Source organism: Synechococcus sp. MU1611 (assembly GCF_020514255.1).
Taxonomy (GTDB): Bacteria; Cyanobacteriota; Cyanobacteriia; order PCC-6307; family Cyanobiaceae; genus Parasynechococcus.
This window is the reverse complement of sequence record NZ_VTLC01000004.1, coordinates 17,064-30,125: the sequence shown is the minus strand read 5'-3', so window position 1 is coordinate 30,125 and position 13,062 is coordinate 17,064. Positions and strand designations below refer to the sequence as shown.

11 protein-coding genes and 1 tRNA gene are annotated in these 13,062 nt (G+C 59.4%); 6 read left to right on the top strand and 6 right to left on the bottom strand.

From position 1 onward, the window contains the following. Window positions 1-300 precede the first annotated feature (300 nt). Both glmM and FZZ92_RS08950 read left to right on the top strand, forming a co-directional pair. The gene (glmM, locus tag FZZ92_RS08955; RefSeq protein WP_226423032.1) at window positions 301-1,695 is read left to right on the top strand and encodes a phosphoglucosamine mutase; all 1,395 of its coding nucleotides are present in this window, start codon (window positions 301-303) and stop codon (window positions 1,693-1,695) included. Window positions 1,696-1,917: 222 nt separating this feature from the next. After that, on the top strand, window positions 1,918-2,952 hold the full coding sequence (locus FZZ92_RS08950) for a bifunctional 2-polyprenyl-6-hydroxyphenol methylase/3-demethylubiquinol 3-O-methyltransferase UbiG (protein WP_226423031.1): 1,035 nt from the start codon (window positions 1,918-1,920) through the stop codon (window positions 2,950-2,952). Between the two features lie 156 nt (window positions 2,953-3,108). Here the strand turns inward: FZZ92_RS08950 and FZZ92_RS08945 are convergent, their stop codons facing one another. From FZZ92_RS08945 to FZZ92_RS08930, 4 genes are read right to left on the bottom strand one after another with little or no spacing between them, the layout of a single operon-like run. Continuing rightward, entirely contained in the window at window positions 3,109-4,062 is a 954-nt protein-coding gene (locus FZZ92_RS08945; RefSeq protein WP_226423030.1) for a BadF/BadG/BcrA/BcrD ATPase family protein, read from the bottom strand. Continuing rightward, entirely contained in the window at window positions 4,059-5,372 is a 1,314-nt protein-coding gene (locus FZZ92_RS08940) for an IctB family putative bicarbonate transporter (RefSeq protein WP_226423029.1), read from the bottom strand. The genes FZZ92_RS08945 and FZZ92_RS08940 overlap by 4 nt, the downstream gene beginning before the upstream one ends. An 8-nt stretch (window positions 5,373-5,380) precedes the next feature. After that, window positions 5,381-6,085, bottom strand: coding sequence for a tRNA (guanosine(46)-N7)-methyltransferase TrmB (gene trmB / locus FZZ92_RS08935; protein WP_226423028.1), 705 nt, complete (start codon window positions 6,083-6,085; stop codon window positions 5,381-5,383). Between the two features lie 24 nt (window positions 6,086-6,109). Then, the gene (locus FZZ92_RS08930; protein ID WP_226423027.1) at window positions 6,110-7,405 is read right to left on the bottom strand and encodes an FIST N-terminal domain-containing protein; all 1,296 of its coding nucleotides are present in this window, start codon (window positions 7,403-7,405) and stop codon (window positions 6,110-6,112) included. Window positions 7,406-7,474: 69 nt separating this feature from the next. Between FZZ92_RS08930 and FZZ92_RS08925 the strand changes: the two genes are divergently transcribed. After that, a complete protein-coding gene (locus FZZ92_RS08925; RefSeq protein ID WP_226423026.1) occupies window positions 7,475-8,086 on the top strand; it encodes a DUF3177 family protein in 612 nt (203 codons plus the stop codon). Next, complete coding sequence (locus tag FZZ92_RS08920; protein WP_226423025.1) at window positions 8,086-8,379, top strand: hypothetical protein; 294 nt, start codon at window positions 8,086-8,088, stop codon at window positions 8,377-8,379. Before FZZ92_RS08925 ends, FZZ92_RS08920 begins: the two co-directional genes overlap by 1 nt. Here the strand turns inward: FZZ92_RS08920 and ileS are convergent. After that, window positions 8,364-11,288, bottom strand: a complete 2,925-nt coding sequence (gene ileS, locus FZZ92_RS08915) for an isoleucine--tRNA ligase (RefSeq protein ID WP_226398401.1) — start codon at window positions 11,286-11,288, stop codon at window positions 8,364-8,366. The genes FZZ92_RS08920 and ileS overlap by 16 nt on opposite strands. 27 nt (window positions 11,289-11,315) lie before the next feature. Continuing rightward, window positions 11,316-11,834 (bottom strand): Ycf66 family protein, encoded by a 519-nt coding sequence (locus FZZ92_RS08910; RefSeq protein ID WP_226398402.1) that lies wholly within the window; start codon window positions 11,832-11,834, stop codon window positions 11,316-11,318. Window positions 11,835-11,888: 54 nt separating this feature from the next. Here FZZ92_RS08910 and FZZ92_RS08905 point away from each other — a divergent pair. Then, window positions 11,889-11,970: transfer RNA gene (locus FZZ92_RS08905), tRNA-Leu, on the top strand. 54 nt (window positions 11,971-12,024) lie between these two features. Then, complete coding sequence (gene crtR / locus FZZ92_RS08900; protein ID WP_115094331.1) at window positions 12,025-13,056, top strand: beta-carotene hydroxylase; 1,032 nt, start codon at window positions 12,025-12,027, stop codon at window positions 13,054-13,056. Window positions 13,057-13,062 lie beyond the last annotated feature (6 nt).

Genomic DNA, 13,062 nt, shown 5'->3' with positions numbered 1-13,062 from the left:
GTGCTGCCAGAGCTGTGCTTGCGAGAGCTCAGGTGTTAGGGGCTGATGCTGCCTCTTGAGCAGTTGCTGCCCACCCCATGCAGCAAAGCCGCTGAGACTGGCAACCGAGAGGAGCAGCAGCGTTCCGATTCGCGGCCCTGCCAGCACACTCAACCTGGATCAGAACTCATTCTGATGATCTTGACGGGAATGGCGACCGTTTCATCGACTGAGGGCAGATGAGGGCAGAGCTGCACCTGTCACGTTCCTGGGAAGCAGCGTTAGAAGCGCTTCGTATGGTGCTGTCCACGATTGAGACCCATGGTTCATAAGGCGTGTTCCCCGATTGGCCCGGCTCTCGGTGACGCTGCGCCGGGGTTTGGAACCGATGGGATCCGTGGGCTTGCTGGCACCGTTCTGACGCCGGCCTTGTGCCTTCAGGTCGGCTACTGGGTTGGTCGGGTTCTGCAGGCGGAAGGCCCTGTTCTGATCGGGATGGATTCCCGGACTAGCGGCAGCATGGTGGTGTCTGCCCTGACAGCCGGTTTGACGGCGGCCGGCCGCGATGTGTGGACTTTGGGGCTTTGTCCGACACCGGCGGTTCCTCTGCTGATTCGCCAGCTCGGTGCCGCCGGTGGCTTGATGGTGTCCGCAAGCCACAACCCCCCTGCGGACAACGGAATCAAAGTCTTTGGAGCCGATGGGGCCAAGCTCAGCGCCCAGCGCCAGGCTCAAGTGGAAGCAGGTCTGAAGGGGCAACTCCCCATGGCTGACGAGGGTGCTTTTCGCTGCGGCGTTGCTCGATCAAGCGCCGACCTTCTGGATGGGTACCGGGAGGTCTTGCAGCAATCGGTGGCTGAACGCCGTCTCGACGGCGTTCCCATCGTTCTTGACCTTTGCTGGGGCTCCGCGACAGCCTGCGGCGAGGATGCGTTTCGTGCCTTGGGGGCTGATCTCACCGTGCTTCACGGTGAGCCCGATGGCTCCCGCATCAACGTTGGCTGTGGATCCACCCATTTGGAACCTCTGCAGCGGGCTGTGATCGAGCGCGGTGCGGCGATGGGATTTGCTTTTGACGGTGATGCCGATCGGATGCTGGCAGTTGATGGCCGCGGATCCATCATCGATGGAGACCACGTGCTTTTCCTCTGGGGGTCAGTGCTGCAGGACCAGCAGGCGCTGCCCGATCAGCGGTTGGTGGCGACCGTGATGTCGAACCTCGGCTTCGAGCGGGCCTGGCAGCAGCGGGGCGGCACTTTGGACCGCACTCCGGTGGGAGATCAGCATGTGCATGCAGCGATGGTGGCCAGTGGCGCTGCCCTCGGTGGCGAGCAATCCGGTCACATTCTTTCGGCCTCCCACGGGCTATGTGGCGATGGTGTTCTGACCGCCGTGCAGCTGGCCACCCTGTGTCATGCCCAGGGCATCACCCTCAGCGATTGGTTGGACCGCAGTTTTCAGGCCTACCCCCAGAAATTGGTCAATGTGCGGGTGATGGATCGTGCGCGACGCAAGAACTGGAGCGATTGCACGGCCCTCACCGACGCCATTGCCACGGCGGAGCAGTCGATGGGAGAGAGCGGTCGCATTCTGGTGCGTGCCAGCGGTACGGAGCCGTTGCTGCGGGTGATGGTGGAAGCCGAGCAGTCAGAAGCTGTTGAGCAATGGACAGGGCATCTTGCTGCTGTTGCTGAAGCCCATCTCAACGTGGCCTGAGGATCAAAGCCTCTGCCATCAGAAGGGCGCCATTACAGGCCTTGCTTCAGCCTCTTTCGCTGAACCCCTGAGCAGCAACATCAGCAGAATGTATGCAAATTAAATCTCGAGTAGCTGTATTTGCCTGGATATAGATTTTATCTCCCTTGGCCTGGCTGACTGAATTAACCGTGAGGTCGCTCTATCATATAAGATATTGCCGAATAAATCGTTGCTAAAAAAATGAATATACACGACAGTTTCAAGAAAAAGCTCAAGGAGATTGTATTTCCCGAGAAGAGTTATCCAATTCGAATGCAAGAAAATGGACTCATTTACCATTGCATATGTGTTGAGGCTAATCGTGAAATTACGGTTTTTGATATATCCAAAATAAGGCATCTGAGAAATAATAAATTACCGGGAATACTTGTCAAAAGTTTTAATGAAGAATCTGGCGCGGTGGAGGTTAAGTTCTCCGGTTCAACGACTTCGCGCCAATATTCAAGTATTAGCAGATTTAATTTTGCGCCATTGATATTTCCGTCAATTTTTCAATTGGAGAATCCCTTTGAGCAAATATGTTTGACGATCTCTTGCGATGTTGATTTTTTAATCTGCTCGCCGCCACGAATTGCAAGGAAAGAGTTTTTGAGATTGGCGAAAGGTAAGGGGGTAGAGATAGGGCCAGGACCTTCTCCGCAAATTAGTAATAATGACCAGACTGTAGTAAAATATATAGAGGAAAAATCAGCGGATGAATGGAAAAATTTGTATGCTGATTTTGATGATGAATCCAAGGAGAATTGGAGTTCTTACCAAATAGGTACAGCTTCTGATATTGGAGAGCCTGACTCTAGTCTTGACTTTATTTTTGCCTCTCATGTTTTTGAGCATTTGCATAATCCTATTGGCCATCTCAAGTATTGGTCCGAAAAACTCCGGCCAGGAGGCCTAGTTCTGTTGGTTGTACCTCAGCAAAGTGGGACTAAAGATTTTAACCAAAATTTTACAGATATTGGTAATCTGAAGCAAGAAGAGCGCGGAAATAGATTTTTGCCATCAGCAGAGAATTATTATGCCTGGGGTCAGGGAAGAAGGAAAGAATATGTTGACAAGCTGATTCTCGAGAAAGCTTCGATTCATGTGCATACTTATGACTATGATTCTATAATTATGCTTGCAGAGGAAATGATAAGTAGGCAGGTATTTTCTAATTATTTAATTGAATATCTTCCTTGTACAAAGGATTTTTTACTTGCTTTCAGGAAGTTATAGCTTGATGATTGAAAAACATTGAAGCCGTGAAAGCTATTCTTGTTCAGTATTAATAGATCGCACTAACAAGTAGCTCTAAAGCTACTTGTTAGTCACAAAAGCATTTCGGTCTGAGGCTCGGGACGGGGCATCTTGCTGCTGTTGCCGAAGACCATCTCAACTTGGCCTAACGGTCAAGTCCTGGGCCATCAGCAGAGCGCCATCACAGGCATCACCCTTGGCATCACCCCAGCGGGCACCGGGAATCGACTGACGCATGGTCTGCTGCACGGCCGTGCGGAAACCCATGAGATGGGTGATGGCTCCCCCCTGGCAGACCACTAGGGGGGAAAGCAGCGATAGACGCCGGGCCACGGCATCGATGCAGTTGGAGAGGGTTACTGCTGATCGCTGAACGATCTCCTCTGCGCCCGAGCAGCCCTGGGATGCCGCCTCTACTACCAGCGGAGCCAAGGCCGCGAAGTCCGCCGTGCCGAAGTCGTTCTGTACCACCCGGGCTTTCACCGCCGCGTGGCTGTCGCAACCCATCTGATTCCAGATCTGCAGGCGCAGAGGATGGTCGGGCAGGCGCCCATCGGCCATGCGCAGGGTCAGTTGCAATCCCTGGTGGCCGAGGTCAAAGGCTGAGCCGGCTCCATCGAGCAGCCATCCCCAGCCGCCACAGCGGTGTTCATGGCCGTCCTCGCCTCGGCCCAACACGATCATTCCCGTACCGCTGATCGCCAGGATTCCTGCACCTTCAGGGATCGCACCTCGCAAGGCCGTGCGTTCGTCTCCGGTGACCAGCACCTTGCCCAGTCTTGAGCCATCACCGATGGCCAGGGCTTGACCCACCAATGCTTCGGCGCGCTGCTGCAATCCTGTGCCGTGTTCGATGCCGCTGGCTCCGACAACGGCTGCCTGGATCAAGCCAGTGGGGTGATTTTTGAGGGCGTGCTGCGCACTTGTGCGGATCGCTTTGAGAAAACGTTCCTCACCCAGAGGGGCATCCAAATGACTGACGCCGGGCCCCTCGCCCTCACCAACAGGCTGAAGCAAGCCGTTCTTAACGAGGCTGAGGCGGCAGCGTGTGTGGGTCTGTCCGGCATCGAATCCTGCGAGCAGCGTCATGATTTTCCGGGTCGACTCACCAGGGTGGCCAGGGCAAACCAGCCGATCAGTTGCACTTCGGGGCGGAAGAAGATCGTGTCGGTGCTGCCCTGCATCAGCAGGCCAGCGATGGCAGCAAGGCTGGCGATGGCCGCCAACGCGCTTGGCCCGTCCGTGTTGAGCTGCTTCAGGCCCTGCCTCAGGCTGCTGACGAGCAATCCCAGGCAGGCCAACAGCCCGGGGATGCCGGTTTCCACCAGGATTTCCAAAGGAACGGAGTAGGCACTGAGGGCGTTGAATTTTGGCTGTTGATACAGGGGGTAGATGCTGTTGAAGGCTGCATTGCCAGGGCCGATGCCAAGCCAGGGACGGTCTTGCACCATCTGGATGGCCGCCATCCAGACGTTGATGCGGAAATTGTTGGAGCTATCTCCTCGTCCTGCCAGCAGGCTTGAGATGCGCGTGCGGATGGGATCGATCTGGGTGGCCGCCACCACAAGACAAGCGGCCCCAACAACCAAGACTGCTAGGGGGACGAGACGTCTCCAGAACGGAGGCCAGTGGCGGGTCCAGCGCAGCAGCAACAACAGCAGCAGCACGGCGACGGCAGCCACCATTCCCAGCCAGCCCCCTCGGCTGTAGGTGAACAGCGTGGCTGTTCCTGCGAGCACCAATGTGGTGCCAGCAAACAGCTGGGCTCCTACTCCACGCCACCGCACCAGAGCGATCGCCGCGAAGGGGATCAGTGGCAGCAGATACCCCGCCAGGAGATTGGGGTTTCCCAGGGGGCCATAGATCCGAATGGTGCCGGCGCTGACCGAATTTGGATCCGCCCAGCCCGCCAGTTCCTCGCTTGAGGCATAGAGCTGACGCAAGGCGATAACACTGCTGAGCAGGCCGCCACTCAGCAGTCCGGCGACCAGCCGGTCCCACCATCGTTCATTGCTCAGCAGCAGTTTGCGGAGCAAGGCATAGACGCCCAGGTAGCTGAGCAGTTTGATCAGACCTTTGCTGGCAGCGATCGGAACAGGCGAAAAACCCGTCGCCACAATCGCGATGGCGAGAAAGAGCATCAGCCAAAGCGAGATGGCCCCGATGCGGCGTGGCGGGCTGCAAAGGCACCAGAGCACCCATAGGGCGCCGCAGGCTGCAATCACCAGGGCCAATCCCGTGCGTGTGAACACGGGAAGACCACTGAGCAGCACCAGCAGCAGGAGCCCCGCCAGTCCTTCTAGGCGTTTCAGCACCGCCTGATCCGGTGCCACCAGCCCCTGCCAGCGCGCCAACAGTGGACCACCGCTCGCCGCCTTGGTTGCATCCGCAGAGGCCATCGTGGGGGTCAGGTGGTGAGTGCTTCCGCCGGATTATCGATCTCCTGCCAACGCTGTTCCAGATCTGACACTGAAGGAAGCGGACTCTGGTTCCTGCGGTACAGCACCCGGTAGACGGGGAGGCTCTGTTCGAGCACGTAGCGCTCCCGTTCCGTGGGAACCGGAAGTGGGTTCTCGCTTCGCCAGGGACGCTGATCCTCGGCCGGCCGGTCAAAGCAGGCGCTGAGTTCCGTGAGAGCCACCATCGGCTCAATGACTTCCAGAACATCGCTCTGAAGAAACAGTTCACGGCCGGGCTGGAGGGCCGTCGCGATGGCGAGGAGCAGCGCCGGTTGCAAGACCCGTCGCTTGCGGTGCCGCCGTTTGAACCAGGGATCGGGAAATTGGATCGAGACCCGTTGCAGCCGGTCCTGCTCCAGGGCCTTCATCCAGCCTTCCAGACTGATGTTGGCGTTGCAGAACAGGATCCGGACATTGCCGTGCTCCGAGGCAAGCGCATCACAATCGGCGGAAGTCACCAGGGGTCGGCGGATTTCAACGCCGAGATGGTTCCAGTGGGGATCACGTTCGGCCAGACCCAGCAGGCATCTCCCACGGGCGCAACCGATGTCGAGGTGGATCGGTTGATCAGGAACCCGGAATAGCTCCTCAGGTTGTGGAAGTTGCAGCGGCAGCTGAAAGAAGCGACTGAGGGGATTGACGTGCTGACGCAAGGTTTCGAGGCGGTGCGATCTCGCTCAACTGAGATTGTCAGAGCCACTGCCAGAGGAGCTTTCGGGGTCCTGACGCAGCAAGCCCCAGCAGGCGGTGTAGCCGTGCAGATGCGTCGTTCCGCCAATGGGCCCAATCTCACCGTTGCAGAACGCTCCTGCCACGGGAAGCTCCGGCATGAGTTGGCGCGCCAGGCTGATGTCGCCATCGGCACGACCGAACAGTCCCTTGCCTCGTCCCAAGCAGGCCATCAGAAGTCCGAAGTGGACCGTGTCGCTTGGATCAGCCGTGGCTGTCTTCAGCAACCCAAGGGCCTCGTCCTGAGATGCGGTGGCTTCACGGAGATGGAATTGCACGTTTTGGCCGGCGCGCACTCGCTCTGCAACGGCCACGGCGCCGTTGCTGGGATCCACACCAATCAGGTTGCGCATGAGGAATGCACTTGCTTCTGAGGTTGCTCCGTCGGAATTCAGTCGCAGGCTGCTGCGTTCCACGCCGAGGAATAGTGAGTGACGCACTAGCTCGCGCTCCTGTTCGCTGAGGTCGGCTAGGACCCGCTGCAGGCAGGCGATGGGGCTGGCTTTGTTGCCGCCATCATTCAGTTCCAACAGCACGTTGCGCTGCACCTGCTCGATCGAGAACACCGGGCCAATGGGACGACAGCCTTGCGCTACCACTGTTTCGAGTCGCCAGCGCCCCCCGATCGAACAGACCACTGCGCCTGTGAGGATGCGGTCATCCAGCAGCAGTGATCCGTGCGGACTGTTGTGGGGAGCTGCTATCCCGCCAATCTTCTCGGCATCCGGGTAGGCATAGTCCAGCCCGCTGATCAGATCGTTGATGCCACTGCTGGTGGGGTCGATCAGGAGGATCTGGCTCCGGGAATCCTCCGGTGTGATGTCGACCCAGTCCTGCCAGCGTTGGGCCGCTCCATCAAGATCAGGCAGTTTTTCTGTGCTGAGGTGTCGGGTTGTGATGGATGCCCCCGGCAGGGAGAGCAATGTCACGCTCAAGGCCGGTGTCTGCTCCAGTTCCGAGGCACTACCGTCGCCGCGGGTGCCCACTACGCCTCCACCTGTGCATCCGATCCAATGCTTTGCGCTGATCTGGGCGCGCAGCATCGGCAGTAGCCGAGGTAGGTCGGTGGCGTAACCGGTTGAGGTGAAGACGAGTGCGAGATCGGCTTCGCCCCTGGGTCGACCCAGTTGTTCGACCACGTCCCGCACCGCTTCGTCCAGAGACGCTTTGGCAGAAAGCCCTGATCGGCAACTGACTTCAGTGCCCCCGGATCGGAACCAGCTGAACGGTGCAAACGGTGCCATGAAGCGGACCCTATCAACCCTGGAGCTCAGCTCGGGACGTTGATAATGGCGAGACTGTGACAGTCCTCAGTGAACGAGCTCACGTACCGCGCTCTGGTGTGGCTGACCTATCGCTTGGCCGCCACCTTTGCTGTTGGTGTGCCTTTGGTCTTGTTGATGTGGTCGGCATGGCGTCGCGAGCCGATGGTGCTTCGGCTTCTGGGCATCTATTGGAAGGTGGCCAGCCTGATGGCGATCAGCCTGCTGCTTCTCATGGATCAGCGACCCCTGGGCTACGCCACTGCTGCTGTCGCTCCGGTCTTGATGGTGATCAGCCTGTGGTTCTGGGTTGACATCAATGAAGAGCTGGTCGATCAACCGTCTTGGCGTCCCCTGCCGTTGGCTGTGAAGGTTTGGCGTTGGGCGTTCAGTGGTTTTGGACTCCTCAGCCTGGTGATGAGCATCACAGGCTTGCGTTGCATGCATCAGCTGGCGTTGCCCTCCTGCTTGACGTGGCTTGAGGCTCCCCAGGGCATCCATGGCCTGGCGGCCACGGTGTTCAATTTTTTATTCGGTGGTATGTGGACTGAGGCCGTTGCTGCCTTTGTGGGATATGTCGCCCTGGTGGCCTACCTGGCCGGGCTCCTGCAGTGGTTGTTGGTACGCCTGCCCCGCTACGGGCGTGTGGCGGGCGATTTCTGATGACGGATCAAGCGGTGGTTCAGGCTTTCGAGGAACGAACGCGTCTTGAGCCCCAGCGGGTCGTCCGACTTCGGGGGCAGGTGGGTGATGTGCCTTTTGAGTTGCTGATTTTTCGTGGATTCAGCAGCAGCACAACCCATCCAACCGCCTTTGACCCTGATGCCCCTGTTCTCCCCAAGGGAACAAGCCTGGATCAGGCCGAGTTGCTTCAGGGTCCCTTATCGCCCATCCAGGAGGTTGTGCTGGCTGGACCGATGCCGCCGAACGACCTCTTGGATCAGGCCAATTGGTGAGTTCGGCGTTCCAGGACGCCGACACAGCGTCCGCAGATGTGGGGGTGGTCTGGATGTTGACCCACATCCCCTTCGTAGTGCCAGCAGCGTTCGCATTTGATGCCCCGCGCTCGGCTCACCTCGATCAACGCGAGGTCGTCGTCTTGGCTGGCCAGCAGTTCGGCCCAGGGCTCGCCACCGATCTGCAGTTGTGAAACCAGCAGCCAGTCCCGCAGGCCGTCCACCTCTGCATCTCCCTCCTCATTGAGCCAGGAGAGAGCGGCCTTGAGCTCCGGGCGGCGGGCATCAATCCGCACGGATGCCTCAAGCGATGCGCCGAGTTCCTGACGGCCGCGGCAGTCTTCCAACACTTTGTTCACGGCAGCGCGCAGCTCCCGTAGCTGTTGAACCGGAGCGCTGAGGGCGCTATCGCGCCAGTCCGCTGGAACCGTGGGCCAGCCGCGGCGGAAGACCGAGGTCTCTTCGACTGGGTAGGGCAGGTTCTGCCAGATGTCTTCGGCCATATGGCACAGCACCGGAGCGATCAGCCCGGCCAGGCGTTCGATGATCAGGGCCATCACGGTCTGGCAGCTGCGCCGGCGCCGGTCCTGGGGGGCACTCACATAGAGCCTGTCCTTGGCGATGTCGAGGTAGAAGTTCGACAGATCGGTGACGCAGAAGTTCTGCAGCAGCTGGAAGAAACGGAAGAATTCGAAGTTTTCGAAGGCTTCTGTGATGTCATCCATCACCTCGGCTGTGCGCTGCAGCATCCAGCGGTCAAGCAACGGCAGTTCGGCCACGGGGATGGCGTCGGTTGCCGGATGGAAGTCGTGCAGGTTGCCGAGCAGGTAACGGCTGGTGTTGCGCACTTTGCGGTACACATCCGCCAGCTGGCGCAAAATCCCGGCTCCGATCGGCACATCGGCGGAGTAATCCACCGAGCTCACCCACAGCCGCAGAACATCGGCTCCATAGGGCGGTTCCTGCTTCTGGTTCTTGCCTCCCTCGATGATCACCATCGGGTCGACCACATTGCCGAGGGATTTGCTCATCTTGCGGCCCTTCTCATCAAGGGCGAAGCCATGGGTGAGCACCCGCTTGTAGGGCGCATGGCCATTGACGGCGACCGAGGTGAGCAGTGAGCTCTGGAACCAGCCCCTGTGTTGGTCGGATCCTTCCAGGTAGAGGTCGGCGGGATAGCTGAGGTTGTCGCGCTGACTGGCGACAGCGGCCCAGCTCGAGCCGGAGTCAAACCACACATCCATGGTGTCGGTGCCCTTCCGCCACTGATCGGCCTGGTTGACATAGGAGGCCGGCAGCAAATCAGCTTCGTCTTTTTCCCACCAGACGTCGGCACCGTGTTCGGCGATCAGTCCTTCAATGTGAGCCAGGGTGTCGGCATTCAGCAGCACGTCACCGTTGCTGCGGTGATAGAAGACGGGAATCGGTACGCCCCAGGTGCGCTGCCGTGAGATGCACCAGTCGCCCCGCTCTTTCACCATTGATTCGATGCGGTTGCGACCTGAGGCGGGAGTCCACTCCACCTCAGCGATCGCATCGAGTGCCTGTTGACGGAACCCTTCCACGGAGGCGAACCACTGCTCAGTGGCCCGGAAGATCGTGGGTTTCTTGGTGCGCCAGTCGTAGGGGTAGCGGTGGCCATAGGCCTCCTGCTTGAGCAGGGCGCCTGCGGCCTCAAGCGCCTCGATGATCGCGGCGTTGGCATCCTTGAGAACGTTCAGTCCCGCGAACGGCCCGGCCTCCTCGGTGAGGTTGCCGGCTTCGTCCACGGGGCAGAGCACCGGTAGGCCGTTCTTCTGGCCGGTGTGGAAGTCATCGACGCCATGACCAGGAGCGGTGTGCACCAGGCCCGTGCCCGATTCAGTGGTGATGTAGTCGCCGCCGATGACCACCGGACTGCTGCGATCAAGAAGAGGGTGGCGGTAGGTCAAACCAGCGAGCAGGGCGCCTTTGACCGTGGCGCGCCGGGTCAGCGGCCGTTCCAGGGTTGAGCTCAGCGAGGCAATCAAATCAGTCGCCACCAGCAACAGGCGGCCTGCGCCGTCGTCGGCAAGGGCGTAGTCGAGCCGTTCGTTCACGGACACCGCCAGGTTCGCCGGCAATGTCCAGGGCGTGGTGGTCCAGATGGCGACCTGCAGGGCTTTGCCCAGACCTTCTGTATCGGTTGGCAGCTCGATGCCATCAGCCCTGAGCGCATCCCGAAGGGACGCTGGCAGCTCCACCGCAGGGAAGGCGGCGTAGACGCTGGGGCTGGTGTGGCCGTCGGGGTACTCCAGTTCGGCCTCGGCCAACGCTGTGCGGGAGCTCGGGCTCCAGTGCACCGGCTTCAGCCCTCGATAGATGTGCCCTTTGAGCACCATTTCGCCAAACACCCGGATCTGGGCGGATTCGTATTCCTTCTGCAGAGTCAGATAAGGCTGGTCCCAGTCGGCCCAGATTCCCCAGCGCTGGAAGCCTTTCATCTGGCCATCCACTTGCTTGCGGGCATAGGCGGCTGCCTTTTTGCGCAGCTTGATCGGTGTCAGCGCCTTGCGCTGCTCCTGATCCATCGACTGCAGCACCTTGAGCTCGATCGGGAGACCGTGGCAGTCCCAGCCAGGGACGTAACGCACCCGCCGCCCGTTCAACACCTGATATTTGTTGATGACGTCCTTCAGCACCTTGTTGAGGGCATGGCCCATATGAAGAGCGCCGTTGGCGTAGGGCGGGCCATCGTGGAGAGTGAACGTTGGACCGCTGTTCTTGAGGCCCAGCTCGCCGTCGATTCCTTGGTTCTTCCAGAAAGACTGCAGTTCCGGTTCGCGTTGGACGGCATTGGCGCGCATGCCGAAACCCGTCTGCAGCAGGTTGAGCGTGTCTTTGTAGGAGGGACGTCCCTCGGCGGCGGCGTCGCGCTTCTCCTTGCTCACGGGGTCCCTGCTCTGGCCTCGGGATTATCAGTCCTCGCCCTCTGGGGATGTGGCATCCGCGGGTGGGACAGGCTCGGTGCTGGTCATTGCTGAACCAGCGTCATCGCTAGCGGCAGCGTTTTCAGGGGACTCGGGACGTACCCATTTTTTCTCGGTGACCCCTGATTTCCCAGTCGGCTTGAGTTGTTTGGCGATGCCGCTGATGCCTTCCCCAACGCGGCCTGTGGTGATGAGGAGCTGCCGAACGCTGGTGCGCCAGTGGTCGAGCGATTGAAAACGCTGCTGCTCTGTTTCGCTGAGAGTGTTCCACCGGGCTTGTCCGACCTCAGTGCCCAAGCGAGCGATCAATAAACCGGCGCAGAGAACCGCGAGCATCGGGGCTCCCCTCAGCCGGTCACTGCTGGTGACCAGCACGAGACCCAGTAGCAACACCACCGCTCCCCACACACCATCGCGCGGGCGACTGAGTTCAACGGCCAACAGGGGAAGCAGCAGGAGTGCAAGGCCAAGCAGGAGGCAGAAATCGCCGCTTAGGGTCGCAAGCATCCGTGTTGATGCGGACTGCTCCCATTCTGGGGCGATCTCTAAAGTTGGCGCATTGCCCACCTGGCGGAATTGGTAGACGCGCTGGTTTTAGGTACCAGTGGCTTCGGTCGTGGGGGTTCAAGTCCCCCGGTGGGCATTCCTTTCCCTACGGTGGTTCGGGAACGTTCCAGACTTGTTGCCTGTCCTCCGGATGCATCAGAGCACTGCTCAACAACAGCAGCCTCGTCCGGTTGGAGTGGCTTACCGCTCGGTACCCCGCGAATTTGTTGACCCCCCTGCCTTTTGGAATCCCACCGTTGGGTTGTTCCTCGGGGGGTATGCGCTGGCCGCCTTAACCATCTGGGGTTGGTTTGTGGCGGCTTGGCCCTTGCAGGTGCTTCTTTGCACCGGCTTTCTTGCGCTGCACCTGGAAGGAACGGTGATACATGACGCCTGCCATAACGCGGCCCACCCCAATCGATGGGTGAATCAAGCCATGGGTCATGGCTCAGCGCTGCTACTCGGGTTCAGTTTCCCCGTTTTCACTCGGGTGCACCTGGAGCATCACGCCCACGTCAATGATCCGAAGAACGATCCCGATCACATCGTCAGTACGTTTGGACCGCTCTGGCTGATCGCACCAAGATTTTTTTACCACGAGTGGTTTTTCTTTCAGCGACGCCTCTGGCGGCGCTGGGAGTTGATGCAGTGGGGGTTGGAACGCAGCATCTTCGTGGTGATAGTTCTTGCTGCGGCGCGCTTTGACTTTCTGCCATTCATCTTTAACTGCTGGTTCGCGCCTGCCTTGATGGTTGGGGTGACACTGGGACTTTTCTTCGACTACCTCCCGCATCGGCCGTTCACGTCCCGCAACCGCTGGACGAATGCTCGGATCTACCCCGGCAGGCTGATGAACTGGCTGATCATGGGGCAGAACTACCACTTGGTTCATCACCTCTGGCCTTCGATTCCCTGGTTTGAGTACAAACCGGCCTATGAGGCCACCAAGCCTCTGCTCGATTCCAAAGGATCTCCCCAGCGGTTGGGCATTTTTGAGACCCGCAGGGATGGCTACAACTTCCTGTATGACATCCTCGTGGGTGTCCGAAGTCACAAGCGTCGCAGCGGAAAAATGAGGCGTGCTGCCCGGTTTATGCCCGGACGGGGGTTGCGACGTCACTGGCTTGGCTTTGTTGATCGCATTGCGATCAAAACGGAAGCCAAACGCTGGGTGTCCCGATAAGTCTGA